25 protein-coding genes and 1 pseudogene are annotated in these 23156 nt (G+C 67.0%); 21 read left to right on the top strand and 5 right to left on the bottom strand.

Annotated features, from left to right (window positions below):
* Positions 1–73 precede the first annotated feature (73 nt).
* The 6 genes from FKR81_RS00105 (at position 74) to FKR81_RS44770 (ending at position 3389) form a co-directional block, all read left to right on the top strand.
* The gene (locus FKR81_RS00105) at positions 74–505 is read left to right on the top strand and encodes a YkvA family protein (protein ID WP_407936491.1); all 432 of its coding nucleotides are present in this window, start codon (positions 74–76) and stop codon (positions 503–505) included.
* Between the two features lie 727 nt (positions 506–1232).
* Complete coding sequence (locus FKR81_RS44250) at positions 1233–1604, top strand: IS110 family transposase (protein ID WP_222598119.1); 372 nt, start codon at positions 1233–1235, stop codon at positions 1602–1604.
* Positions 1591–1821 (top strand): hypothetical protein, encoded by a 231-nt coding sequence (locus tag FKR81_RS44245; RefSeq protein ID WP_222598118.1) that lies wholly within the window; start codon positions 1591–1593, stop codon positions 1819–1821. The genes FKR81_RS44250 and FKR81_RS44245 overlap by 14 nt, the downstream gene beginning before the upstream one ends.
* Positions 1822–1938: 117 nt before the next feature.
* Positions 1939–2301, top strand: coding sequence for a transposase (locus tag FKR81_RS45915; protein ID WP_407936490.1), 363 nt, complete (start codon positions 1939–1941; stop codon positions 2299–2301).
* A gap of 114 nt (positions 2302–2415) precedes the next feature.
* Positions 2416–3150 carry a hypothetical protein gene (locus tag FKR81_RS44775; protein WP_235921228.1) on the top strand — a complete coding sequence of 245 codons (735 nt, stop codon included), beginning with the start codon at positions 2416–2418 and terminating at the stop codon, positions 3148–3150.
* Positions 3147–3389 carry a hypothetical protein gene (locus tag FKR81_RS44770; RefSeq protein WP_235921226.1) on the top strand — a complete coding sequence of 81 codons (243 nt, stop codon included), beginning with the start codon at positions 3147–3149 and terminating at the stop codon, positions 3387–3389. The genes FKR81_RS44775 and FKR81_RS44770 overlap by 4 nt, the downstream gene beginning before the upstream one ends.
* Here the strand turns inward: FKR81_RS44770 and FKR81_RS00095 are convergent.
* Complete coding sequence (locus FKR81_RS00095) at positions 3335–4483, bottom strand: AfsR/SARP family transcriptional regulator (protein WP_328593116.1); 1149 nt, start codon at positions 4481–4483, stop codon at positions 3335–3337. The genes FKR81_RS44770 and FKR81_RS00095 overlap by 55 nt on opposite strands.
* A 255-nt stretch (positions 4484–4738) precedes the next feature.
* Here FKR81_RS00095 and FKR81_RS00090 point away from each other — a divergent pair, with 255 nt between their 5' ends.
* Together FKR81_RS00090 and FKR81_RS45910 are read left to right on the top strand one after the other, a co-directional pair.
* On the top strand, positions 4739–5215 hold the full coding sequence (locus FKR81_RS00090) for a hypothetical protein (RefSeq protein WP_146348795.1): 477 nt from the start codon (positions 4739–4741) through the stop codon (positions 5213–5215).
* A gap of 27 nt (positions 5216–5242) precedes the next feature.
* Positions 5243–5572: a Clp protease N-terminal domain-containing protein gene (locus FKR81_RS45910; protein ID WP_407936489.1), complete on the top strand. Its 330-nt coding sequence runs from the start codon at positions 5243–5245 to the stop codon at positions 5570–5572.
* 387 nt (positions 5573–5959) lie between these two features.
* Here the strand turns inward: FKR81_RS45910 and FKR81_RS00080 are convergent, their stop codons facing one another.
* Positions 5960–8791 (bottom strand): AfsR/SARP family transcriptional regulator, encoded by a 2832-nt coding sequence (locus FKR81_RS00080; RefSeq protein WP_146348794.1) that lies wholly within the window; start codon positions 8789–8791, stop codon positions 5960–5962.
* A gap of 172 nt (positions 8792–8963) precedes the next feature.
* Here FKR81_RS00080 and FKR81_RS00075 point away from each other — a divergent pair, with 172 nt between their 5' ends.
* The 4 genes from FKR81_RS00075 to FKR81_RS00060 all read left to right on the top strand — a co-directional run bounded on the left by FKR81_RS00075 (position 8964) and on the right by FKR81_RS00060 (position 13017).
* Complete coding sequence (locus FKR81_RS00075; RefSeq protein ID WP_146348793.1) at positions 8964–9449, top strand: hypothetical protein; 486 nt, start codon at positions 8964–8966, stop codon at positions 9447–9449.
* Between the two features lie 66 nt (positions 9450–9515).
* Positions 9516–10811, top strand: a complete 1296-nt coding sequence (locus FKR81_RS00070; RefSeq protein ID WP_146348792.1) for a chymotrypsin family serine protease — start codon at positions 9516–9518, stop codon at positions 10809–10811.
* Positions 10812–11073: 262 nt separating this feature from the next.
* Complete coding sequence (locus FKR81_RS00065) at positions 11074–12483, top strand: hypothetical protein (RefSeq protein WP_146348791.1); 1410 nt, start codon at positions 11074–11076, stop codon at positions 12481–12483.
* Between the two features lie 39 nt (positions 12484–12522).
* A complete protein-coding gene (locus FKR81_RS00060; protein WP_146348790.1) occupies positions 12523–13017 on the top strand; it encodes an RICIN domain-containing protein in 495 nt (164 codons plus the stop codon).
* Positions 13018–13689: 672 nt separating this feature from the next.
* Here FKR81_RS00060 and FKR81_RS00055 read toward each other — a convergent pair.
* Positions 13690–13950 carry a hypothetical protein gene (locus tag FKR81_RS00055; protein WP_146348789.1) on the bottom strand — a complete coding sequence of 87 codons (261 nt, stop codon included), beginning with the start codon at positions 13948–13950 and terminating at the stop codon, positions 13690–13692.
* A gap of 868 nt (positions 13951–14818) precedes the next feature.
* Between FKR81_RS00055 and FKR81_RS00050 the strand changes: the two genes are divergently transcribed.
* Both FKR81_RS00050 and FKR81_RS00045 read left to right on the top strand, forming a co-directional pair.
* Positions 14819–15445, top strand: coding sequence for a hypothetical protein (locus FKR81_RS00050; protein ID WP_146348788.1), 627 nt, complete (start codon positions 14819–14821; stop codon positions 15443–15445).
* 180 nt (positions 15446–15625) lie between these two features.
* Complete coding sequence (locus FKR81_RS00045) at positions 15626–15979, top strand: hypothetical protein (RefSeq protein WP_146348787.1); 354 nt, start codon at positions 15626–15628, stop codon at positions 15977–15979.
* Positions 15980–16740: 761 nt separating this feature from the next.
* Here FKR81_RS00045 and FKR81_RS00040 read toward each other — a convergent pair.
* On the bottom strand, positions 16741–17397 hold the full coding sequence (locus tag FKR81_RS00040) for a hypothetical protein (protein WP_186762705.1): 657 nt from the start codon (positions 17395–17397) through the stop codon (positions 16741–16743).
* On the opposite strand from FKR81_RS00040, the gene FKR81_RS00035 reads away from it, so the two are divergent.
* From FKR81_RS00035 to FKR81_RS00010, 7 genes are all read left to right on the top strand, one after another.
* Positions 17311–17793, top strand: coding sequence for a protein kinase domain-containing protein (locus tag FKR81_RS00035; RefSeq protein ID WP_146348785.1), 483 nt, complete (start codon positions 17311–17313; stop codon positions 17791–17793). The two genes, FKR81_RS00040 and FKR81_RS00035, sit on opposite strands and share 87 nt — an antisense overlap.
* Before the next feature lie 124 nt (positions 17794–17917).
* Positions 17918–18145, top strand: coding sequence for an SH3 domain-containing protein (locus FKR81_RS00030; protein WP_186762653.1), 228 nt, complete (start codon positions 17918–17920; stop codon positions 18143–18145).
* Positions 18146–19545: 1400 nt separating this feature from the next.
* On the top strand, positions 19546–19929 hold the full coding sequence (locus FKR81_RS43160) for an STAS domain-containing protein (protein ID WP_186762652.1): 384 nt from the start codon (positions 19546–19548) through the stop codon (positions 19927–19929).
* Between the two features lie 483 nt (positions 19930–20412).
* Positions 20413–20670, top strand: a complete 258-nt coding sequence (locus tag FKR81_RS00020; RefSeq protein WP_146348782.1) for a hypothetical protein — start codon at positions 20413–20415, stop codon at positions 20668–20670.
* Between the two features lie 364 nt (positions 20671–21034).
* The gene (locus FKR81_RS43155; RefSeq protein WP_186762651.1) at positions 21035–21172 is read left to right on the top strand and encodes a hypothetical protein; all 138 of its coding nucleotides are present in this window, start codon (positions 21035–21037) and stop codon (positions 21170–21172) included.
* Positions 21173–21371: 199 nt separating this feature from the next.
* Positions 21372–21875 carry a DUF6584 family protein gene (locus tag FKR81_RS00015; protein WP_146348781.1) on the top strand — a complete coding sequence of 168 codons (504 nt, stop codon included), beginning with the start codon at positions 21372–21374 and terminating at the stop codon, positions 21873–21875.
* Between the two features lie 238 nt (positions 21876–22113).
* Entirely contained in the window at positions 22114–22497 is a 384-nt protein-coding gene (locus tag FKR81_RS00010) for a WapI family immunity protein (protein WP_146348780.1), read from the top strand.
* Between the two features lie 281 nt (positions 22498–22778).
* On the opposite strand, the pseudogene FKR81_RS00005 reads toward FKR81_RS00010, so the two are convergent.
* Positions 22779–23156: pseudogene (locus FKR81_RS00005) on the bottom strand (hypothetical protein); the annotation flags it as partial.

Genomic DNA, 23156 nt, shown 5'->3' with positions numbered 1-23156 from the left:
CTGTGTGATCTGGTGGCAGTCAGCACCGTGCCCGGCCGCCGCGATGTCCGCTGTAGCGACGAGGATGACCCGCATGTGGACGGTGCTGATCGGTGTCGTGATCGGGCTGGTGCTCGTGTGGTCGCTGCTGATCGCGGCGCTGGCGATCGGTCGCCCACGAGGCACTGCGCTGACTGAGGCGCTGCGGCTGCTGCCGGACGTGTTGCGCCTGATTGCGCGTCTGGCGCGGGACAAGGAACTACCGCGTGGTGTGCGGGTGCGGTTGTGGCTGCTCGTGGCGTATCTGGCGATGCCGATCGACCTGGTGCCCGATTTCATCCCGGTGCTGGGCTACGCCGATGACGCCATCGTGGTCAGCCTGGTGCTGCGGTCGGTGGTCAAGCACGCCGGAGGGCAGGCCCTGGGCAAGCACTGGCCTGGCACCCCGGACGGGTTGGCTGCCGTCCGCAGACTGGCCGGACTGAACGACCCGCCTGGCCAACGGTCGGATGACACCGAGACCTAGCCCGTCCAGATGGAGAATGCGCCGTGCGGGCAGTGGCAGCGGAATAGGTCGGGTTCGTCGTCGGTGAGGTAGGGGTTCGCTGTCTGCGTGCGCGGAGGGCGAGTGTGCCCTACACCGTCTCGGAGGTGTTGCCGTCCGTAGCGAGGCGAGCGCGCGCAGAACCGCGGTGCAGATAGCGCCCGGCGCTGTGGCCGCGGCGGAGGACGGCAGGTCCAGGGATGCGGCTGCGCGCTATCGCGGAGGCGTCGGCGATCAGCGTCGCCGCCCGCGTCTTCTGCTCGGCGTGACCTCGACATAGGTGCCGGTCTGGACGTCGGTGACGGTCGCGAGGGGAACGGGTGCGGACACACGCGACCTCACCCCGCTCGTGCCGAGGGCGAAGCGGCACGCGCTGCGAGCACAGAGAGTTCGGGCCTGAATCCTCACGCGGTTGCGGATGGCCGTTCGGGTACGACCTGGGTTCGACGACTATGCTGAGTCTCGATACGCCCGATCTGCGGCTACTTAGAGACTTGGACATAGGGCCGGCGTCTGGCCAGACTCGGTCCAGGTGCCTGGCGAGGCGCTCAATTGTTGCGGCTGCCTGCCGGTTCGTGGGTGTGGCTCTCTCATGGCTTGCGGTCTCACCAGGCACCGCGTGAGGAGAGGCTCGACAGGGGTTTGTCCTGCTCGAAGTAGCGGTGCTCTCCTTGCTGACAACTTCTTGATCCGCGGCCTGGGAGGCACCGTGAGGGTGATCATCGGCATGGATCCGCACAAGCGCTCGGCGACGATCGAGGTGATCGACCGACAGGCCGGTGTACTGGCCAAGGGCACCTACGGCATCGACAACAACGGGTATGCACAGATGCTGCGGGCGGGCCGGGCTTTTCCCGAGCGGGTCTGGGCGATCGAGGGCTGCAACGGTATCGGCAAACACCTTGCGCACCGACTTGTGCACGACGGGGAGACTGTCGTTGACGTGCCAGCGAAGTTGTCCGCGCCGGTGCGGGTGTTCGCGGTCGGCAACGGCCGCAAGACCGACCCGGTCGACGCGCATTCGGTCGCGCTCGTCGCGCTTGCACACATCCAACCTGGCGACCGTCATGGTCGATGCTGACCTGCAGGTCTTGGGGATGCTGGTCGATCGCCGCGACGAACTCGGCCGCGCGACGACCCAGACGATCAACCGGCTGCATCGGTTGCTGCTGGAACTGCTGCCCGGCGGGGCGAAACGCTTCCTCTCCGCGCTCCAGGCCCGCGCTGATCGCCACCATCCGGCCACGCGACATCGTCGGCAAGACCCGCCGCCGGCTCGCGGTGGAGCTGATCGGTGAGCTCGAGGCATCGACAAGAAGATCAAGTCGATCGACAAGGACCTCACCGCGCTCGTCGTCGCCCGCGGGTCGACGCTGCTGGAGCTACACGGCATTGGCCCGTCCGGGGCGGCACGGTTGCTCGCCGACGTCGGAGACGTCACCCGGTTCGCCACTCGTGACCGGTTCGCTTCCTGGAACGGCACCGCGCCACTGGACGCCTCGTCGGGTCAGCAACTGGGTCACCGGCTCTCCCACGCGGGCAACCGGCGCATCAACCGGACCTTGCACATCATGGCGCCGTCCAGCTGCGCAACCCCACCGAGGGCCGGGCCTACTTCGAGGCAAGGAAGGCCGCGGGCAAGACCTCGATGGAGGCCATGCGCGCACTCAAACGACGACTGTCCAATGTGGTCTACCAGCGGATGGTGCGTGATCAGAGGACCAGCGATGCGGCAGGCCCGAGAGGGCACTCGGGGACGGCTCTGCAATCCATCGTGACCGACCTGACCCCGGACATCGGCTCTTCGGACAAGCCACAACCCGGACCCACCACACCCAGCCTAGCCCTCAGCTCAACGACGCCTTGACATAAAGGGGAGCCATGAGAGTGCGTTGCGAGGTGGTCGCTTCACGTGGAATTTCCTTGTTGCCGACGTGTGGCGCGTTCATGGTTACAGGCAGGTGGCTTGGGGCGATGATGTTGGTGTGTCGCGCCGTGGCTGGGTTGTGTGGATCGTGGTGGGATTTGTGGTGGCCGCGGTCGGTGGCGCGACGGCATTGGTGGATCTCGAGTCGGCGGACAAGATCGGCAGTGTGGTCGGGGCTGTGTGCGGCGCGCTGGGGCTGGTGCTGTCGGGCTACGGCTTGGTGAAGTCCCGGCATCCGCAGCCCGTGCAGCCTGGTGCGGCACGGGGTGATCCCGTGGTCGCGGGGCCCGTGGAGAACGCGATCAGCGAGTCGACGGTGATCGGGTCTGTGGTGCAGGCGGGGTCGGTCGACGGGTCGGTCGTGATCGGCGAGGGCAACATCGTCGGTGACCACCATCAAGTGGCCAGCCACGGTGGTGTCGTGGTCGGTGCGGGTGGTCAGGTGGTGCTGCCCCAGGTGATCGTGCCGGAGATGGAGTCGGTGCCCGCGATGGCGGCGTTGGGCCGGCTTCCGGTCGGGCCGCGTGTGTTCGTTGGGCGGTTGGATGAGCTGACTCGACTGGACTGGACGTGGCGGTGGCCCGTACCGGCCGGGCGGTGGTGGTGGCGGTACACGGTTTGGGCGGGGTGGGGAAGAGCAGCCTCGCGGCGCGCTTCGCTGAGCTGCACACGTCCCGTTTTTCCTTGGTGTGGTGGATGATCGCGGACTCGCCGACCACGATCAACACGGGTTTGGCCGAGCTGGCGGTGGCGGTAGCGCCGCAGACCGCGGAGCTGCCGTCCGAGCACCGCGCCGAGTTGGGGGTGCGCTGGCTGGCGACGCACACAGGCTGGCTGCTGGTCCTGGACAACCTGTTCGGCGTGTGCGGCGTTGTCCAGCACGATCAGCATCTGCTTCTGCGCGACCAGGCTGCGGAACAGCCCGGCCTGCGCCTGTAGGTCGACAGGGATGCGGCCGGGGTCCATGCCCAGGGCGTCGAGGAACCCGCGCACCGCCACCGTCGGTGCATCGGTTCGCTGTCGGGGCTGAAGCCGCGCAGATCAACGAACAGCTGTCCATCGGGGAACTGGTCGCGGTGCCGGTGGGCCCAGTGCACGGCCAGCCACGTCTTACCGACACCCCCGGCGCCGGCGATCGCGGAGATCACCACCATCCGGTTCTGCTCGGCCGCGTCCAGGGTGGCGGTGAGCGCGGCGAGGTCGGTGTCGCGGCCGGTGAAGTGCGGTGGTGCGGCGGGCAACTGTCGGGGCACCACCGCTGGCTCGACTACCGTGGCACCGGGCAAGGTAGACAACGTCGAGTCCGCGGCCAGGATCCGGCGGTGCAGCTCCTGCAGTGGGGCGCCGGGGTCTGCGCCCAGTTCCTCGACTAGCCGTTCACGGAGCTGTTGGTAGTGCTCCAAGGCATCCGCCGACCGCCCGGCCCGATACAGGGCAAGCAGATACTGCCCGGCCACCCGCTCGTCCAACGGGTACCGTGCGGCACGCGCCGACAGTTCCGCGACCAACTGTTGGCCGTGACCTGCGTGCAGCCGGGCGTCGACCAGGTTGTACTCGGCGGCGAGCAGTTCCTGCCGCAACCGGTCGCGTTCGGCCTCCGCCCACTGCCCGCTCAAGCCGGTCAACGGCTCTCCCCGCCACAACGCCACCGCCTCGGTTAGCAACGCCACCGCGTGCGCGTCGTCGGCACCGCGGGCGCGGGCGCACAGGTCCTCGAACCGGTGCAGGTCCACCGCGTGATCGGCCCGCTCCACCAGCAAGGCGTAGCCCCCGGAGCGCAAGACGATCTGCACGCCGTCTGCCACCGGCAGGGCGCGGCGCAGCCGCGAGATGTGGCTGTGCAACGTCGCCCGCCCCCGCCGCGGGGTGTCGGTACCCCACACCCGCTCCACCAGTCGTTCGGCTGGCACCACCCGGCCTGCGTCGACCGCCAGTGCCGCCAGCACACACCGCTGCCGGGTGGGGCCCAGGTCCACTGCCCGCCCATCCACGTGCGCGGTCACCTCCCCCAGCAGACCCAACTCCACCGCCATACCCCGCCCGCCCAGCTGCCGCTCTGCCTCACCAGGAACAAGGGATAGCGGGTTGACCAGCGCGATGCAGAAACCTCGCAAGCGGTTCACACGAACGGCCGCGCACCATCAGATCGAGGCGGCCCGAGGAACTGATGGGGGCGGGCCGTCTCGCCGGTGAGGAAATCGAGCCGGGATGTCTATTGCAACGGCGCCTGATGAACAATGAGAGGGACTTCAATGTACAAGGGTTGGTTAATTTCTCGACGGTCTCGGTTGTCGAAGCTTCTCGCCTCGGCCCTTGGCGCGCTCACCCTGGCGTCGCTCGTGCTCGTCGCCGCGCCCGCGACGAACGCTTCGGCGGCTGGCTGCACCTATCCGACCTACTCTGTCTATCCAGGGTCAGCTACCGCACAACTCCGGTACGGCGAAGTCAGGTTCTCGTTCGCTGCCTGCGACCCGGCGTCCGCGACGGCGGTCGTGAGTCGGCAGGCTGTCAATGCGACCGGAAAGAATCTTGGCTTCTTCATCGACAACGTGACCATCAGGCCGGTCGCGAGCGGCGGCTGGTACAAGGACTTCGAGGGCGTGATCTCCGCCAGCACTTGCGTGCCCAGGGTCGGGTGGCCGTGCAGCCGGTCGTACACCTTCACCGCCCAGTACCGCGTGACGGTGGATCGGTTCGGCAACCCGCAGGTCTACCAGGGCCAGCTGTCGGCGCCGATCGGGATGGCGCTGTTCACCACACCCTGACCGATAGAGCGGCAGTCCCGTGACGTCGTGACGCCACGGCAACTCTCGCAGCAATCATCATGGTGGTGCCCGGCTTGTGTACAGCGGGTACCACTGCTGACGTCCCGGCCCGACGGAGTTGGATTGATCGCTTGGAGGACATCGCCAAAGCGCTCCTCGAACCTGCGAGCGTCGAGGGCCAAGGGGATTCTGGAGCGGGGTCTGCGCGAGTCGGTGTCCCGAAAGCACAGTTGTGTTGGTACGGAACATCTTCTGCTGGGACTGCTGGCCGGGGGCGAGGGCACGGCGAACCGAGTGCTTGCCACCCTGTCGGTCACCCACCTGCGACAGACACTGCTCGAGCGGATGGTGCCCTAGCCCGCCGCGCTGGGCGAGGAGACGTCCGAGCAACCAACCACCCCGCCTGACGCTGAGCCAGGCGAATCCGTACCGCTGGATGACTGCAACGGCCCCTGGTCCGATCCATGATGTAGTGGCGGCCAACAACCTTTCCGCACCGGCGTGTCGCAATGAGACGCCCCTGACGATGCCCAAGCGGTTCGGGGAGCACCAGACCAGACCGGGTCCGGTGGGGCCGGCGGGAACCGCGGCTCGTCCCGGAACGCAGGGCCGAGACGATGATGAAGCGGCGCTACCCGAACGGCGAGGAGCCGCACTCAACGGCTCAACGTTGCGGACCAGCAGGCCGTGGACCTGGCGGCCGCAAAGTAGGTCTGGACAGTTGGCGGGCAGGTTTCTCGGGATCTAGCTTGGGGAATCGGCGGGCGGGGCTGGTTGGTCGCCGTCCTCGTGCGTTTGGAGGGCGTCGAGTTGTCGCTGGACGCGGTCGGCGTCTTCGCCGCGTTCTTGGTCCCGGTAAAGCTCCAGCGCTTCCTGCCACACCAGGCGGGCCTGCCGGTGCTGGCCGCAGGCGGCATGGGGATGACCGAGGTTGTCGAGGGTGTCGGCGGCCCGGACGGTGTTGCCGAGAGTGCGGAGCAGGGTGAGAGATTGCTGGTAGTGGTGGATGGCCTGGTAGGGGTGGCCAGCGTGGTGCTCGATAAAGCCCAGGCTGTCTAGGGTGGCCGCCTCTCCGTCGGGGTCGTGGTGGTGTTGGTGCAGGGTGAGGGCGGCTTGGCAGTGGTCACGGGCGGTGTCGTAGTCGCCCAGGCGGGCAGCGGCCCAGCCCACGCCGTTGAGTGCGTCGGCTTCCCACACCGGCTGGTCGAGGGCGCGGTAGTGGCCCAGGGCATGGCGAGCGTGCTTTAGGCTCTCCCGGCCGTCGCCCCGAAGCTCCCAGACCCACGCGAGGATTTGGTGGGTATGGGCCTGTTCGGCGGGTTCATGGTGGTGTTTGGCCAGGGCGAGCGCTTGGTGCAGGTGCCCGATGGCCTGTCCGTGCTGCTCCAACTCGGCGTGGGCGAGGCCGATGAACCGTTGGATGCTGATACGGGTAGTGGGGTCGGACAGGTGGTCGGCGGCGTCGGCGGCGGCCTGCCACACGGCCAGCGCGTCATGGCGATGCCCGCGCCGGCGGTGGAAGGTGGTCAGGACCCATGCCAGGTGCCATACGGCCTGGTGGCGGTGGTGGGCGGCAGCGATGTGCTGGGCGGCCAGCAGGTGGGGGTGGTGGATGTCCATCCAGGCCAACGCGGCGGAGTCGTCGGGCAGCAGATGCGGGTCGGCGCGGGGGGCCGGCGGGTCGAGTCGGATCGGATCACGGTGAGGGTGCAGAAGGCGGTCGGCGGTGTGGGCGGTGTGTAGGTAGAAGTCGACAACCCGCCGCAGTGCCGCATCTCGCACGTCGTGGGATAGCTGCTTGTGGGCGGTGTTGGTGGCGTAGTGGCGGATAAGGTCGTGCATCGCGAATCGGCCGTGCGTGTCCCGGCTGAGCAGTGAGGCCTCCTCCAGGTCGCGCAGCACCTTGGCGGCCTGGTCTGCGGGCAAGCTGGTGAGGCTGGCGGCGGCAGGCAGGGTGATGTCTGGGCCGGGTGCGATGCCCAGCAGCCCAAACATGATCTGCTGCTGGGTGGTCAGGGTGCGGTAGGACCAGGACAGCACGGTGGGCAGGTTGGCGGTGGGGTCGTCGTCCTCCAGCGCGCCCAACCCCAGGTTTCGCAGATCCGCCCCGAACTCGGCCAACGGGACGTGGGGGTGGGTGTGGGCGCGGCTGGCGATGATGCCCAGCGCCAACGGGAAACCACCGCACAACCCGATCAGCTCCTCGACCGCCTTCGGTTCGGCCGCCACCCGCGCCGCCCCGAGGCGCCGAGTCAGGAAGGCACGGGCCTCGTCGCCGCTGAGTGTGTCGAGGGCCAGGTGGTGCGCGCCGTTCCGGGTGATCAGGCCGGTGAGCGTGCGGCGGCTGGTCACCACCACCGTGCACGAGTCTCCGCCCGGCAGCAGGGGCGCCACCTGTTCGGCGTCGGCGGCGTTGTCCAGCACGATCAACATCCGCTTCTGCGCGAGCAGGCTGCGCAACAGCCCTGCCTGCGCCTGCGGATCGACGGGGATACGGCCGGGGTCCGCGCCCAGGGCGTCGAGGAACCCGCGCACCGCCACGATCGGTGCCATCGGTGCGCCGTCTGGGCTGAAACCGCGCAGGTCCACGAACAACTGCCCGTCGGGGAACCGGTCGCGGTGCCGGTTGGCCCAATGCACAGCCAGCCATGTCTTCCCGATGCCGCCAGCGCCGCCGATCGCCGAGATCACCACCGTCCGCCCCTGCTCTGCCTCCGCCAGGGTGGCGGTGAGCGCGGCGAGGTCGGTGTCACGGCCGACGAAGTGCGGTGGTGCGGCAGGCAACTGCCGGGGTACCACCGCTGGCTCGACCTTCCCGCCCCCGGACGGGGCGGACAAACTCGAGTCCGCAGCCAGGATCCGCTGGTGCAGTTGCTGTAGCGGGTCGCTTGGGTCGGTGCCCAGTTCCTCGACCAGCCGTTCACGGAGCCGCTGGTAGTGCTCCAAGGCATCCGCCGACCGCCCGGCCCGGTGCAGGGCGAGCAGATACTGCCCGGCCACCCGCTCGTCCAACGGGTGCTGCGCGGTACGCGCCGCGAGTTCCACCACCAACTCCTCGCCGTCGCCGACACGCAGCCGGGCATCGACCAGGTCGTGCCTGGCGGACAGCAGTTCCTGCCGTAACCGGTCGCGTTCGGCCTCCGCCCACTGCCCGCTCAGGCCGGTCAACGGCTCCCCGCGCGGCAACGCCACCGCCTCGGTCAGCAACGCCACCGCGTGCGCGTCGTCGGCACCGCGGGCGCGGGCGCACAGGTCGCGGAACCGGTGCAGGTCCACCGCGCGTTCGGCTTGGTCCACCACCAGGGCGTAGCCGCCGGAGCGCAAGACGATCGCCACGCCGTCCGCCACCACGAGGGCGTGGCGCAGCCGCGAGATGTGGCTGTGCAACGTCTCCCGCCCCCGCCGCGGGGTGTCCGCACCCCACACCCGTTGCATCAGCTGTTCCACCGGCACTACCCGGCCCGCGTCCACCGTCAACGCCGCCAGCACACACCGCTGCCGGGGCGGGCCCAACTCGACCGCCCGCCCATCGATGTGCGCGGTCACCTCACCCAGCAGACCCAACGCCACCGCCATAATCGTCGCCCCTGCCCCAGACATCGCCCTGCCCAACGGAGACAGGGATAGCGCGTTGACCAGCGCAATGCAGAAACCTCGCAAGCGGTTCACACGAACAGCCGCGCACCGTGCGATACGAGGGATGCACCGGTAGGCCCCTCAAAAGATCAACCAATGCTGGAGGACAACGATGCGACGACTGCGCCTCGGCCTGCTGGCCGTACTCGCCGCGGTGACCACTCTGGCGGTAACCGCCAGTACAGCCGCCGCCTCGACCTACTACCACGCGAGTGCCGTACCTTCATTGGCGCAAGCGGGGCCAGGCGATCGAGCGGCCCTTGGCTGTTATGACGGCGGCGTCTGGACTCCGCGGTTGATCGGGAGTGACGCCACTACCTTCACGCCGACCGCGCCTCCCGGCTACTACATCACCAGCAACCGATGCAATGACATCAACTTCATTGTCGGCTCCACGCCGGGCAACACAAATTGGAGCGCGCTGACGCGGGTGTGCTGGGTCCGCCACGGGACCTGCAACAGTTGGAAGTCAGTGCCGTGGGACGGCAAATACCACGTCATCGCCACCGACGTGCTGGACGGCACCCGGTTCCGAATCGAAACGCATTGGCCGGAATCGATGTGGGGTTCAGAATGGAACGCCAAAGTCGCCTACTGATTGAGCGGTCATTGGCCTTTCGCTGCGCGTCGCAGGAACGATATGGTGAGAGAAGGGGGATGTGAAATGCGATCGATCATTCGCGCCGGATTGGCCGTCACGGTGACGATGGGCTTGTCCGTTGTCGCGTTGCCGGGCTGGGCCGATCCGGATTTGTCCAAGCCATCGCAGAAGTCGACGGCTGTGCCGCGCGCCCTGGGTGAGATTATTCCGGCGAGAGCACAGGCCCAGATGGCTGCCCTGCGCCCCGCGAAGGCGGCAAGCGACCGAATTCAGGCCACGATCGAAGCGAGGCGTGTCACTGGTCTGAGCGCGATCATGGTTGATGCGAACGGTGTGGACGTGTACTGGAAGGGTGAGTTGCCAGCGGATCTGCTCGCTCAGTTGACCCAGGCCGTAGGCTCGGTGCCGCTGCGCGTGCGACCAGCCAGGTACAGCCGCAGCGAGTTGGTCGCCGCACACAACACGATGGTCCGCGCGATCGTCGCCGATCCGACTGGGCTCGTGAATGCGGTCGGAATCAAGCCGGACGGCACTGCTCTGAACGTCTATGTCCGAGCGGGCGCTTTGGTTGATCCGTCCGCCCTTCCCGCAGTCGGCGTTGCGGTCTCTGCGGTGCCACTAGCCGGGAGGGCGTCAGCCCGTGCGGACGGTTCCTTGGCGCGCGGGCAAACGGCGACGGCCAGCCCGTGTGCCAACCGGTACTACTGCCGGGCAGGTGACATCGCGCCATATTGGGGTGGCGCGCGCATCTCCACTCCGATCAGCGACAACTGCACATCGGGGTGGGCCGCGCATAGCACGGTAGACGATCGGCGGTACCTGCTCACCGCCGGACACTGTGCCAACTCCGGTCCAGAGTGGGGCGACATCGGTGACACGGTGTGGACTGACCCGGCTCGCCTGCACGAAGTCGGCAAAGTGCGTTACAAGGTGACGTCTCATGACGTCGAGTTGATCGAAGCACCTGGCGGTCCTGGGATCTACACCGGAGGCTTCACCGACGACGTGGCCAACCCGGTCGGTGGTTGGGAGCGGGTGCGCCCGAACCTGCCGGTCTGCGTCTCCGGCGCGATGACAGCCGCTGTGTTGTGTGACTACACGGTTCTGGATCTCGACGTGAGCGGCGTCTTCGATGGCGAACTCTACGAGAGCCTTGTTCTTGCGAAGTCACCCAGTGATCAGCCGTGTACGCGCACAGGCGACAGCGGTGCGCCGGTGTTCACCCTCGACGGCGGCGTGGTGTGGGCGGACGGCACCCTCACCGGTGTGCAGGAGCCCGACTGCCATTACATGTACTTCCAGGACTTCGCCACCGCTGCAGCGGACTTCCAAATCACGGCGGACTCCATCTTCCAATAGCCCGCGGCCAAGGACACATGGCGCGTCCTCCCGATGACTGCCTGGGGGTGTCATCGGCCGAGGTCACGCGAAGGCGCTCTGGCTGATCGTTGTGCGGATCTGTTATCCGTCAACGCTTTTACCGATGCCGTGCACTGCGGCGGCGATAAACCTCCACTGTGCGAATACGAGGGGTGACATGGCAAGACGACAGGCGTTGAATCCTGCGACTCGGCAGGACGGCGTGCGGAAGAGGCGGTGGTTGGCGGCGATGGTGCTTGTGGTGGGCGGCGCCCTCGCAGGTGCGGTTCCGGCCGGAGCGGCCGTGCCGCCGGTCGACTCCTACCAGAGTTATGTCCGGCCCCAGTGCAGGCCACATGTCGAGCAGCCGGGTGTCATGGAGTTCCGCGACATGATCATCAGTCGGATGGGTGGCCACAACGACGGCATCCACGCCTGCACCGGGCACGAGCACGGCGAAGGGCGAGCGTGGGACTGGCGCATGAGTGCTGCCAACCCCGGTGACGCCAAGAAGGTCCAGGACGTCCTCGACTGGCTGCTGGCGACCGACCTCGACGGCACCCCGCACGCCATGGCGCGCCGGCTGGGCATCGGCAACATCATCTGGAACCGCAGGTCGATCTCGTTGTGGAGCCATGAGAACAAGGTGTGGGGGCCCTACGACGGGGAACCGCACACCGACCACGTGCACTTCGCGTTCTCCTGGCCGGGTGCGCGCCGCGAGACGAGTTGGTTCCGCGCCGCTCCCAAGCCCGCCGAGTGGTATCCCAACGGGGGCGCGCAGGTGCTTGTCTCCACGACATCAGGCGGACTGTTCCACAACGTGAGGTTCGGCACCGGAGCGTGGCAAGGCTTCGACGACGTGAAACGCCGGACCAAGGCCGTCCTCACCCCTGTTGACGTCGCGTCCGCGATGGTCGGCGGTGAGCAGCACGCGTTGGTCGCCGGTGCGGATACGGAGCTGTGGCACGCGATCCGGCGATCCGACGGGTCGTGGACACCGTTCGGCAACGTGGAGGACTTCGCAGGCGAGGTCGGCTACATCAGCCGCGTCACCGCGGCGGATGTCCAGGGAGCACTGCACGTCGTGGCCGTTGTGGGGGGTGAACACGTGCTGCACACGGTGCGCTCGCCGAACGGTGCCTGGACACCGCTGCACAACCTCGAGGTCTTCGCCGGGCAGGTCAGCGGAGTGGTCGACGTGGCCGCCGCCGGCTTCGCCAACGGCGAGTTCCAGCTGTCGATCTCGCTGACCGACGGACGTCTGCTGCACACCCTGCGCAGGATCGACGGCTCGTGGACCGCCTGGGGCGACGTCGAGGCCGCCACTCACACCAACCCCGGCGCACCCCGGTCGCTGGCGGCGACGAGCATCGACGGAACCATGCACCTGGTGGCCGACTACGGTCCGAACGACATACGCCACACCGTTCGCTACACCCACGGCGGCTGGGAACCGCTCCGCAACATCAACCAGGAGAACCAGGGCAACACCGGTGTGCTCGCCGACGTCGCCGCGTCCGGGTCCACCAACGGTGAGCTCCAGGTCCTCGCGGCCACGAGCAGCGGTCCCGTCTGGCACGCGATCCGTCGAACCAATGGAAGCTGGACCTGGTGGGGCGACACCGGCACCCCTGGACGGGGCAGCCGGGTCAGCATCGCCATCCACTGACGCTTCGACACCCATGCAGCCGGCCCAGGGGAGGCCCAGATGACAAGCAAACCGACTCGATTACCCGAGCCCGCGGGACGAGCGACCCGCGCGCTGTACCTGGCACTCGGCGTGGTGATGGCCGCGGTCTTCGCGGTGCCGTCCCCGGCTCAAGCCGCCGCGGCGGAGACCTACCGCAGCGCGCAGACCGGCAACTGTCTCGACGGCAACACCGGGGGCGACATCTATCCCCACGTGTGCAACGGCGGACCGTTCCAAACCTGGGAAGTGACCGTCAACGGCGACAGCAGCCGCACCTTCAAGAACGTCGCGACCGGACTCTGCCTTGACGGCAACGGTTCCGGCAGCGTGTACGGGCACGCGTGCAACGGCGGCAACTTTCAGCGATGGTTCATCAGTCTCGCCTTCGGAGAGCTCGGATTCGAAGGAAAGCAGACGGGCCGCTGCCTGCGCGACGTAGGCGCTGACATCACATCCCACGATCGCGGTGTGCGGACCTGCGCCGCGGCGAGGACAGACCAACGATGGAACTGATCCGTCGTCACTGACGCGCGGGCCGTCAGGTCCTGAGCTTGCGCAGCACGTTGGTGAGGTAGGACTGGACGGTCAACAACGGCATGCCCAGCTCGCCCGCGACGACGCCTCGACACCCCGTCCACGAAGGTCACGCCGAGCTCGTGGACAACGAGTTGCAGTGTCCTAGAACGTGAGGAGGCGCGCTGTTCAACGCTCGGGGCCAGGCGGTCCGAGATCTCGCGGGCATCCTCGGACGCCCACTCCGGACGACGATGTCCTGGACGGGAGTGCGGGTTCGTCGTCGTTGATCCGGTCGGGCCGGTCGCCGTGCAGGATTGCCAGTGTTGTGGGCTTGGGAGCCGGTCCACGTTCCTAACGTGATCACCACCCGGCACTGCCACGGGCGCGCGACGTGCTTGAGGGATACCCGACTGGTCCTTGTGTCACCTGTCAGCCGGGCCGGACCATTGACGCGGGTGCCGGGCGGCCTCGTGCGGGGGCCGGGCGCCCGCAGTTGTCACGAACTTCGATGCCCGTCACTGTCGCCGCCCGGTACCCGCGGCCGACGAGGCGATCGTCAGGACGTGCCTCCCGCGCCGGAACCGGGGGGACAGGGCGGTGGTGTCGACGTTGTCGGTCGAGTCCTGCCGAGACCTGAAGACGAGGTCTTGTCAGCGTTCGATCTGCCAGTCAGCGTTCGATCTGCCAGTCGGCGTCGTCGTCACAGGTCACCCAGGCGCGCGGGGACGGCACTTCGCCGCCGTTGACCGGGTACACGGAACTGCACAGGAGCTGCACCGTGGTCCTGCCGGGATGCTGGCTGAGGATCCCGGCAGGAAAGGTCCGGCGCACCACCCCTCGCACGGCGCCAGGCGTGATGACATGGTCCCCGGCTGCGAGCTGGCGGGTTGTGCGTGTGCCCACGGTGGGGCCGTGTAGTTCCTCGTTCATGCAAACGTGCCTCCGCGCACCGCAGCCAGCCCTCTGCATGCCGATCTCGCCGCTCTGTCATAGATGCCAGACGCACCACCATCAACCCAGAGCACAGGCAGAGAGAGCGCACGTCCAGATCAGGACCGCCAGCACCCGGCCTGGCGAACCTAACAACAGAGCCGCCCGACCGGTCGGCTGAATGTCACATCGCCAACGGCGCGGATACTGTTACACATCGGGCACGACGCGGAGCGCAATAAAGGTACACGCAGTTCTTCGGTGTGCAGTACAGGTCTGACCGCTGTTGTTGGATGCAACAGTCATTTGAGGCTCGCAGTGTGGAACAAGTCGAAGAGTTTCTTTGAGTGCTCCTCCGAGCATGGCAGGACAAGATGTGCGTCAGGCGGTGCCCCATATGGAGGATGCAACTGGCCAGCCTGCAGGTGACGGTATGTGAGGGCCTGTGCGGCTCCTGCGGCATGACAACCCTGGCCAGCTGCGGCTACGCGCTCCGGCTCACCGTTTGGGGCCGGGTCGACCTGCGGCGTTGTCGGTACTCCGGATGGGTGAAGTCTCAACTAAGTCGGTTGCCTAGAGTGACGGCGGCTGGGTGGGCTTGAGCTGCGGATATCGTGGTGATGAGCGGCAGTGCGAGGTTGTCTCTTGCGATCCGACGCTGTCCTCGCGCGTTACAAACACGCAGTTGATGGCGATACGCGACTAACGAGGTCCGCTGATCATTGCCGCATGACTGGTTCGAATGCGCGGTCGTGATAACTCCGATTCCTGTTGGTTGGTGCGACAGCATCTGGTTCGGTAAGGGATTTGGGTAAGGTCACGCCTCGACGGTAAATTGGATCGTCAACCGGGTTTCGAGGAGCGCAATGTGGCCAGCGTCGTACCGCTGTCATTGACGTTGGAGGTCGGTGGTCATCATCATGCGACCACCGTCTGGGCTTTGCACATCGGACCCCACATCGGAGCCACGGACCAGTGGCTGGTGGACGTGCCGACGGTTCGGTGGCTACTCGCACGGGTCGCGGCCGGCGACATCGGTCCGATTGAAGCGACAGACATACTGCGGCAGGTCGCCAAGTGGAACACCGGCTGTTGCTACTGGTGCGACCTCGCCGCGCCGTCCTATCCGGAGGCATTGCGCCGTTACCAGGAGATGCGCGCGGCGTGGCAACGCGAACAGGACCAGATGACCGCGGTCACGCACCCGTATCTCCTGGACAACGGTCTCGTACACACCACCGACTGCACACGCTGCCAACCACCGCGCGAACCCGGCCACCCAGGCTGCGACCTGCACGCGTACACCGCCTGGCACAGCGCCCTCCAGGGCGACCTGGACCAGATCATGGCGGCACTGAGGGAAGAGGCTCGTACTACCCGGCGCATCTCCACCGAGGAACTGTTGCAGTGGCTGCGGCAACGCAATCCGGCAGCTGCTGATCCCCGCTGTCCGGCGTGCGCGCCGCGCATGCCCGATGAGTGGAACTCGGACTAGACGCACGCCAGCCCGCCTCAGCAGCAGGCCGATCCACGCGCCAACGGCATTGGCGCCGTCCACACCGGATCGCCGGTTCTTCGCAGAGGTGAGGTGGCCCAGGCGTACGCGGACAGCGCCCCGGCGGTGTGCGCGATCGCGGGGGGGATGGCGTGTCACCAGTCGTGGTGTCGCGGAATCATGATCACGAAGGGTCGGCGGATGGTCGGACTGAGCGCTGTGGAGGTCGCCGACCAGTACGGCAGGTTCCTCGAGGACCGCGGTTTCGTCGTGCTGCGGAAGAACGGCGGTCTCAAGTTCACCGTTGAGTCGGCCGACGGCGTGCGTTCGGTCGTCGTCGTCGCGCCCTGCTGCCTCACCGGCGTCGAACTGGACGAGCTGGAGGTGCCCGGCACGACCGTCGTCTTCTCCGGGCCGGTGGGCCGGGCGCTCGTGCACCGTCTCACCATGGCGGACGTGCCGGTCGTCTGGTGGAACGGCTCGATCTGGAACGGGTCGGGCTCGGCCTACGCGGCGGGCATGACCTCTATGTGACGTGAGTGCACGGTTGAGATCAACCACCAGGGGATCAGCAGTTCTGGCGTCACGTGATCGACGCGACCCGGACCCCTGATGTTGAGAGCAGTGACCACCGTGGCCTGGACGTCGACGACGCCGTCCCGATCCCGCGTGGCTCGACCACATCCTCATCGCGGGGGAAACCCATGCGCGGCCGCTCATGCCGCACGAGTGTTCGAGCTCTCAGCGGAGGCGATGCCACCGTCGGCCCAGACCACACGTCGGTTCGGTGATCCGTTGAAGTGCTGATGGACGAGCCCGGTCGACGGGATAGTACGAGGCGCCTCAGTTGGAGGAGGGCCAAGCTAGGTGCGCCGGGACCCATGTCCGTTGAGCCGAAAGTGCTGACGGCCCAAGTGTGGTGAGAGAACTCTTGGATCGCCCAAGGATCGGACACCTTGATTCCTGACAGCGTGGCTGTCGGGAGCGGATGTCGTCATGCCTCGTCCATCGAGTTATCCGGAGTCGTTCCGGCGGGACGCTGTGGAGTTGGTGTGGTCGAGTGATCGTCCGATGGGGCAGATCGCCGAGGATCTGGGGTGTGTCGCATGAGATGTTGCGGGGCTGGGTGAAACAGGCGCGCCAGGCGGCTGATCCTGAGCGGGCCGCGCGGGCACTGGCAGGCGGTTGCCCGTACACCGGGTGCGAGCGGGCTCCACATCGGGCACGCAGTCCATCGAGAAGTATCGCAGTGCTGCGGCACCCGTCACGAACGGACGGGGTGCCGCAGCATGAACTCAATCGTCGTCGTTGTACAGCTGGGTCGGTCGTTGTACGCACGTGATGGGCAGAAATCCCCAGCCCAGCACGGGGTCCCGTACCACGACGGCGCGGTGGTCCAAGGTGGTGAATCGATACCTGACCGAACTGGCGGCCGGTCCAGCTGGATGTGCCCAGTGGCCGCCGTTGGTCCCACCGGCGAAATCGGTGCCATGGAAGTAGTTGTAGTGCGCCGTGCAGCTGGTGTTCGCCGACACGCTCGTGCCGTCCACTGCCTGATGAGCGGGTGCGTTGAAGTCTCGCCCAATGTTGCGTCGGTGCCGGAGATACTCCCGCGTTGCTTGCGAACAGCTGTCGTCAACGCGGCGCACGACGGGACCGAGCGACTGACGCATGGCCCACCCGCACATGTTGATCGTGGTGGCGGCCCGGCCGTAGTGCCAGCCACCTGGCGAGGTGTCCTCGTTGTCGAACTGTCCGCCGGGTAGCACACGCTCGAGGTAATACGCGCTGGGCGTGTTCACGATCCAGGTTCCGCCTCCGGTGACCGGCCTGCCGTGGGTCGGCGTCGGGGCTGTGACCACCTCATGCCGATGGCGGCAGACCAGGCGGTGCGGCTCGTCGACCAGGTCGCGCAAGCCGTCCAGGCCCTGCACCGTGCCGGAGTGATCCATCGTGACATCAAACCCGTCAACGTGTTGCTCACCAGCGACGGCCGAGCGTTGCTGACCGACTTCGGTGTCGCGGAACCTCCTCTGGACAGCATGACCGTGCACGGGCTCACCCAGGACTCGCATTGGCTGCACAGCGTTGGCGCGCCCGCCGAGCCGGCGCCTCCGGCTGGCACCTACGCCTACATGGCCCCCGAACAGTGGCGCGGTGAGACAGTGGACGCTCGCGCCGATGTATACGGGTTGGGCGGACTGCTGTTCTCCGCACTGACAGCCTCACCGCCGTTCACCAGCCGTACGCTCCCTGAGCTGGTATATGCGGTGATCTTGTCCCGGCACACCCGCAGCCAACGCGACTCCAGCCCTGGACTCCGTCATCGCACAGGCGATGGCCCGTGACCCGGACGACCGGTTCACTTCAGCCGAGGACTTCCGGTAAACGTTGCTGCGCGGCAAAGTCGGCACGCGCCGCAGACCGGCCAGGTGGCTCATCGCCAGCATGGTTGTCCTCATTGGACTCGCCGTGACGTTGATCTCGATGAACGGAAATGGCGACGATCCGCGCACCCTCACGGTGTGCGCGAAGGACATCACGCTGCGGCCGGAACCGAGAAGTCATGCCGTGCTCGCCGAGCTCCTCCGCGGAGAGCGGGTCAAGGTTCTCGACTCCGCACCCAACTGGGTCAAAGTCGAAACCTCGGATGGCCGTCGAGGGTGGGCAGTCGTGGACTTCCTCGGAACCAGCTGTTGACCCTGTGGGTGGGGGGACAGGCCGTCCAGGCCGCGTGACCAGCAGTAGCGCCCTATCCACGCGACAATCCAACGGTCTTTACGCCCGTGGGGGTTTTGGTGCGCTACATCGCAAAATGCGGCATGCTGCGTTCGCTGAGATGGCCATCGTGAACACGCATGGTCATGGGGGCTAGAGGAGGCGTTCCCGTGTGAGATGGATGTCCCCACGCCACCGAGCTGTCGACTGACAAACGCTGTTCAGGAAACGGCACCCGAAGTGCAACCAACATGCACCCGAAGCTGCCACCTAGCGGCTCAAGCCCCAGTGTTCCGCGAGTCGCCATCACGAGGCGCGGGTTGCCCGTCATGCACAACGGGCGGGTGCCCAGCCACGACCAGATCTTGAGTGGGGATGGTCCGTGCGGGCCGTCCGCCCGCACGGCGATTGTTCATCACGGGCGCGATCGCATCGGTGCGGCGCCGGGACCTCGCGTCGCCCCTGCCCGCGGTTCCACCCGGTTGCTGGCCGACAGTCGATCAGTTGTCGGCCCAGCGGTTCCTGGGTGGTGAGATCGATGGTGACGGCTACCGACGGCGGTCTGACGTCTTGTCTGCCCGCGCATCGTCCACCCCTCGGTCCTCATGGTCGGTGCGGCCGGCAGCCGTCCGGCAGTGTCAGCGTTCTGTCGGGCGAACGGGGCTTCGACACTTTCCATGACCAACGCGAATGTCATGATCAGCAGCGGAGTGAGCAGAGCGATCCACACGATCCACTGTGTACCCGGCACCATGCCGAGCTCAACCTCGCAACCGTCGGCCTTTCGGTTGAACTGTTGTCTCGCCGGAGCGACGCGGTGCTACACGCAGTGGTATCTGGCCCTTACGAATGACAGGACCCAAGCGGGCCTTGCTCTTCGTGCCGTAGCCGTCCACTCCGGACCCCTGTTGGAGATGGATCGACGCGGTCGTGAGCCAGTCGGACTCCACGATCGTTCATCAGAACGCCATGACTCCCATATGGACTGCGCAGTCCGGCACTGCGGCATCGACGCGGCGGAGCGTGAGGTCATGACCCCACGCCCGGATTTCTCGCGCGGTGGCTGACCGCTGAGCTCATGCGTGCAAGGTGCTCACGCAGATCGGGACCGTCATCGGATGGTCCTACTGCACGCGCCGAGTCGATGTGTGGTGATCGGGGGACCGCCGATCGCGCGACCGAACCATCCCTGTGCTCAGGAGGCAGTCAAACCCGGTCGGTGGGCTTTTCCTGGTGAGGGCAAGCCTGCAGGAATCGAACGAACGGTGGGCGGAGGCGAGCTACCACGTCGACGGGTGAGGTGCGAGCAGCTTTCATGTTCGTCACCAAACGACATGGTGATCGTTGGGTATGTCGATGGAATTCCTGGCCGAGGGAGGGGCATGTCAAGCGCCGGGTTCGACAGTGCGCCCGACGACGTTGTGTTGCGAACGCACCGTCAGGACGGTGTGCTGGTGGTGAGTGTGCATGGAGATGTGGACCTGGCCACGGTGAGGCCGGTAGCGGCCGAGCTGATCGGCTTGGTGGCGTGCCGCCCGGACGGCGTCGTTGTGGACATGAGTGGCGTTACGTTCCTCGGCGCGATTGGTATCACCCTGCTCCTCGATGCCCAGCAGTACGCCGAACAGCTCGGTATCCCATTCGCCACGACGACCGCGGGCCGAGCCGTGCTCAAGCCGTTGCGGGTCACGGGTGTCGACGCGGAACTGCGGACCCACGAGACCCTGCGGGGCGCAGTGTCCGCAGTGCGAACACAGATCGGGTGAAGTGGACGCTGACCGCGTGCCATCGGAGTGGGAGGTCAGGCCGACGGGGCGAGCACGACCGTTCCCAGGTGCTCGCGGTCGAGTAGAACTCGTGTCCTTATGGGGCGTGGAAGACGCTCTGCGACCGCGACAGGACCGACCGCGACTGGACGTGCCTCCCCGTCCTGGGAAGCGTGGCTGTGACAGCCGTAGCGGCCCCGCACGCTTCCGCGCAAACCGCCACAGAGCCGCTCTTCGTTGTACGGCAAGGGGAAGCCTTGGCGTACTCCGGAGACACGGAGCCCTACGTGTCCCAACCAGCAACCGTCCTCGATCGCCGTGCAGCGAGCCGCGAACACGTCGCAGAAGCTACGGCGGGCACACCCCTGGAGGGGCAGTAGTTCACCCGTTCCGGCGGTGATGGGCGTGAGTGTGGAACGCAGGTGCAACGCTGCCCCGGTGGAGTCCCCGCCCCTATGTGACCTGTGTGATGACACAGGAACGATGACCTGGCAGCAACCCCTACCCGGCCCCGACGGCGAGCTGAGGCTCACCGAGATGAGCCACCCCTGCGTCAATGGATGTTCGGTCTGGTGGAAGGTTCCGGCCGCCGAGCGCGGCGATGTCGTGGACTCCGGTACCGGCACAACGGAGGGCAATGTCGCCCAAGCCAACCAGGAGCATCGCTCCGAGTGGTTCCTGACACCGCCCCAGCCACCACAGCGCGCGGCCAATCAGCCCGAGGAACCGACACCAAGCTGAGTGGGCGTGGTGTCGGTTCGGCCCCCGCTCGAGCCCACACCCGCAACCAGACCCACTCGGGGCTGACTGTTCAAAGGACTCCGCGTCGAGCCTGGCCAGACCACTAGCGCAGTCCTCCTGGGTTCGACGAGCCGATCCTGCTACAGCCGCCCCCGAACGTCGGGATGCACCCCGCGTCATGGGGTCCTCGACGACGGCACCCTGGCTGCTGGTCACACCACCGCGGTGGGCGGGCTGCGATCGCGCCCACCTGGGCTTATCGTCGGTTGTGAGTTGCTCGATTCACAGCGGTATCGCCGCCCACCCAGTCTTCAAGTCACTGAAGTCTCACGGCGTTCGGTGGCCTCTGGAGCGCCGCTGAGTCGTGGACGCCGCGCACCGCAGTCTGGACTTCTTCCCCGAGCACCCTGTCGACGAAGTCAGCGACAGCGACGACGACATGCACTGGATGGTGCAGGAACTCCTCGACGCGGGTGTGTTGAGCAGGGTCGGTGGCGGATAGCGCATGGAGTTCGGCCCGTAACGAGTGACCGCCTCCGCTGTGGCGCTATGACGACGAGCCCGCCAACACACCGCTGCACCCCGCTGCGGACTCCGACCAGCGGAGGCGGGCGCAACGCACCCGGCCCAGGTAGCGGGCTCCCTCCACCCTTTGGTGCGAGCACAAGCCGACGGTAGCGTCGTTTGCGACACTGGCCCGCATGCCGGTTGAGCAGACGCTGCACAGGATCGCGGAAGAACTGCGCCGCGGCGACCTCGCGAACGTGCTGCGCGCACGCCAACGGCTCGCAGGGCTCGTCGGCACATATCCGCACCGGCTGGATCTGAGGGCCAGACTCGCCGAGGTGTACCGGGTACTCGGCGATCTTCCACAGGCCGGGCGGTGGGATTACCTGTCCGAGACCTGCGATCCCGCCGAGACCATTGCGTTCGAGCACGCCTACCGCACGTCGACGATGCGGCTGGACTCGCTGTGCTGGGCGGGCGACCTCGATGGCGCCCCCACGGAGACCGCCCGTGCCCGTCTCGCCGCGTTGCACGGCGAGGCGAAGATTCAGGTGCAGCGGGAGCTGGATGCGTTACCGCGTGCGGAGACGTCGTGGCTCATAGGGCTGCTGGTGGTGCTCGGCGGGGCGGTCGTCGTGGTGTGTTTCCTGGTGGGCGTGGTGACTGTGCTGAGTTTTATGTGGAAGTTGGCCCCCTGATCGCCGATGACGGTGGGGGATCGAGGAGCACTCGCATGATCAGGCCGAGGGTTCCGACCGGTGCCTCGGTCAAGTGAAAAGTCCTTCCCAAGGTGTCAGGTCGTCGGCTCGGAGAGAGGTCTTGATCGTCAGGACGCGCCCCAACCGGCCGCAGCTGGCGTTGAGCGGGGGGCCGCGGGTCGACTTACCGTGAGCCCGGTTCCGCGTTCAGCAGCGTGCGCGGACCACAGGTCTCCTGGTGCGGCGGCAAGAGGGGCCTTCTGGCCCGGACGACTGGGATCAGAACTGGTTGATCGTCTCGGGCGCGGTACGGCTGGCCGAGGGGTGGGAGTGGACGTTCGAGGACCCATGTCTGACCGCGTGGGAAGCTGTGGACTTGGTGGCGTGGCTGGAGAATCCGACAGCCGCGTTGTCGTTCATCGAACCGGTGATCAGCTTCGGCGTGGTACGTCGTTTCGCCGACCGCAGGCACACTCGGATTGGCCTCGCGTTTGAAGCCGTGCCGCATCGGCCGGAGTTCGTCGACGACGAGTTCGAGCTCATCCTGGAGGTCGACAACGCCGACCTGGCCGCGGCAGCGCTGGATTGGTGGTGGGAGCGCGTCGCGTTCCCACCCCGTTGAAGACGAGTTGCTTGTCCAGGCCTGCCTCCCGGAGCTACCGAGGATCGGGTTCCTTCACCGGCGTTACGTACCTGCTGCTGGTCAGTGGTCTACTGATGGCTGAAGTGCTGCCGTCGATTCCACGGTCGTGTAGCGAGTCGCATGGTCATCGCCGATCACATCAGGACGCCCGCCAGCCCAACATCCTGCGGCGCTCGGAGCGCGATCAGGTGCAGGGAATTCACCTCGTCGTGCCGACGGTCCCCGAGAACCTCGCGAGTCCGCCCACCTGACGGAGATCATCAGTTCCGCAGGTCGACCTGCCACACGGGTTGTCCGGGGCGCCTCAGCACCTCCAGACCGCCGACCACGCGGAGCCGGATCCGTCCCTGCGCGTCCGCGCCCGTCGCGCTCACCTCGCCGACGGGGCCTGCCGTGCCGTACAGCCGGATGTGTTGTCCTGGCTCGAGGTCCTCGGCCGGAGTCCGCCGGGTGTTCACCGCCTGCGACGAGGGCCGCCACCTGGTCGTGCACCACTTCCACACCAGGTAGCCCAGCGGCGTCGCGACGACCGGCAGCCACGGGTGCAGCGGCACGGTGGCGAAGAACGCCGCTGACGCCGCCCAGAACCCGGAGCTCACCGGGAGCTTCCCGAACTGCACCCACCCCGTCGTGCGCAC

The organism is Lentzea tibetensis, from assembly GCF_007845675.1.
Taxonomy (GTDB): Bacteria; Actinomycetota; Actinomycetes; order Mycobacteriales; family Pseudonocardiaceae; genus Lentzea; species Lentzea tibetensis.
Note: the sequence above shows the minus strand (reverse complement) of the source record. Positions and strands in the feature narration are given on the sequence as shown.

Coding starts and splice junctions, on each gene's coding strand:
- FKR81_RS00105 (WP_407936491.1), top strand. CDS start 74: ATGTGGACGGTGCTGATCGGTGTCGTGATCGGGCTGGTGCTCGTGTGG.
- FKR81_RS44245 (WP_222598118.1), top strand. CDS start 1,591: ATGGTCGATGCTGACCTGCAGGTCTTGGGGATGCTGGTCGATCGCCGC.
- FKR81_RS44770 (WP_235921226.1), top strand. CDS start 3,147: ATGATCGCGGACTCGCCGACCACGATCAACACGGGTTTGGCCGAGCTG.
- FKR81_RS00095 (WP_328593116.1), bottom strand. CDS start 4,483: ATGGCGGTGGAGTTGGGTCTGCTGGGGGAGGTGACCGCGCACGTGGAT.
- FKR81_RS00080 (WP_146348794.1), bottom strand. CDS start 8,791: ATGGCGGTGGCGTTGGGTCTGCTGGGTGAGGTGACCGCGCACATCGAT.
- FKR81_RS00075 (WP_146348793.1), top strand. CDS start 8,964: ATGCGACGACTGCGCCTCGGCCTGCTGGCCGTACTCGCCGCGGTGACC.
- FKR81_RS00070 (WP_146348792.1), top strand. CDS start 9,516: ATGCGATCGATCATTCGCGCCGGATTGGCCGTCACGGTGACGATGGGC.
- FKR81_RS00060 (WP_146348790.1), top strand. CDS start 12,523: ATGACAAGCAAACCGACTCGATTACCCGAGCCCGCGGGACGAGCGACC.
- FKR81_RS00055 (WP_146348789.1), bottom strand. CDS start 13,950: ATGAACGAGGAACTACACGGCCCCACCGTGGGCACACGCACAACCCGC.
- FKR81_RS00045 (WP_146348787.1), top strand. CDS start 15,626: ATGATCACGAAGGGTCGGCGGATGGTCGGACTGAGCGCTGTGGAGGTC.
- FKR81_RS00035 (WP_146348785.1), top strand. CDS start 17,311: ATGCCGATGGCGGCAGACCAGGCGGTGCGGCTCGTCGACCAGGTCGCG.
- FKR81_RS00040 (WP_186762705.1), bottom strand. CDS start 17,397: ATGGATCACTCCGGCACGGTGCAGGGCCTGGACGGCTTGCGCGACCTG.
- FKR81_RS43160 (WP_186762652.1), top strand. CDS start 19,546: ATGTCAAGCGCCGGGTTCGACAGTGCGCCCGACGACGTTGTGTTGCGA.
- FKR81_RS00020 (WP_146348782.1), top strand. CDS start 20,413: ATGACCTGGCAGCAACCCCTACCCGGCCCCGACGGCGAGCTGAGGCTC.
- FKR81_RS00015 (WP_146348781.1), top strand. CDS start 21,372: ATGCCGGTTGAGCAGACGCTGCACAGGATCGCGGAAGAACTGCGCCGC.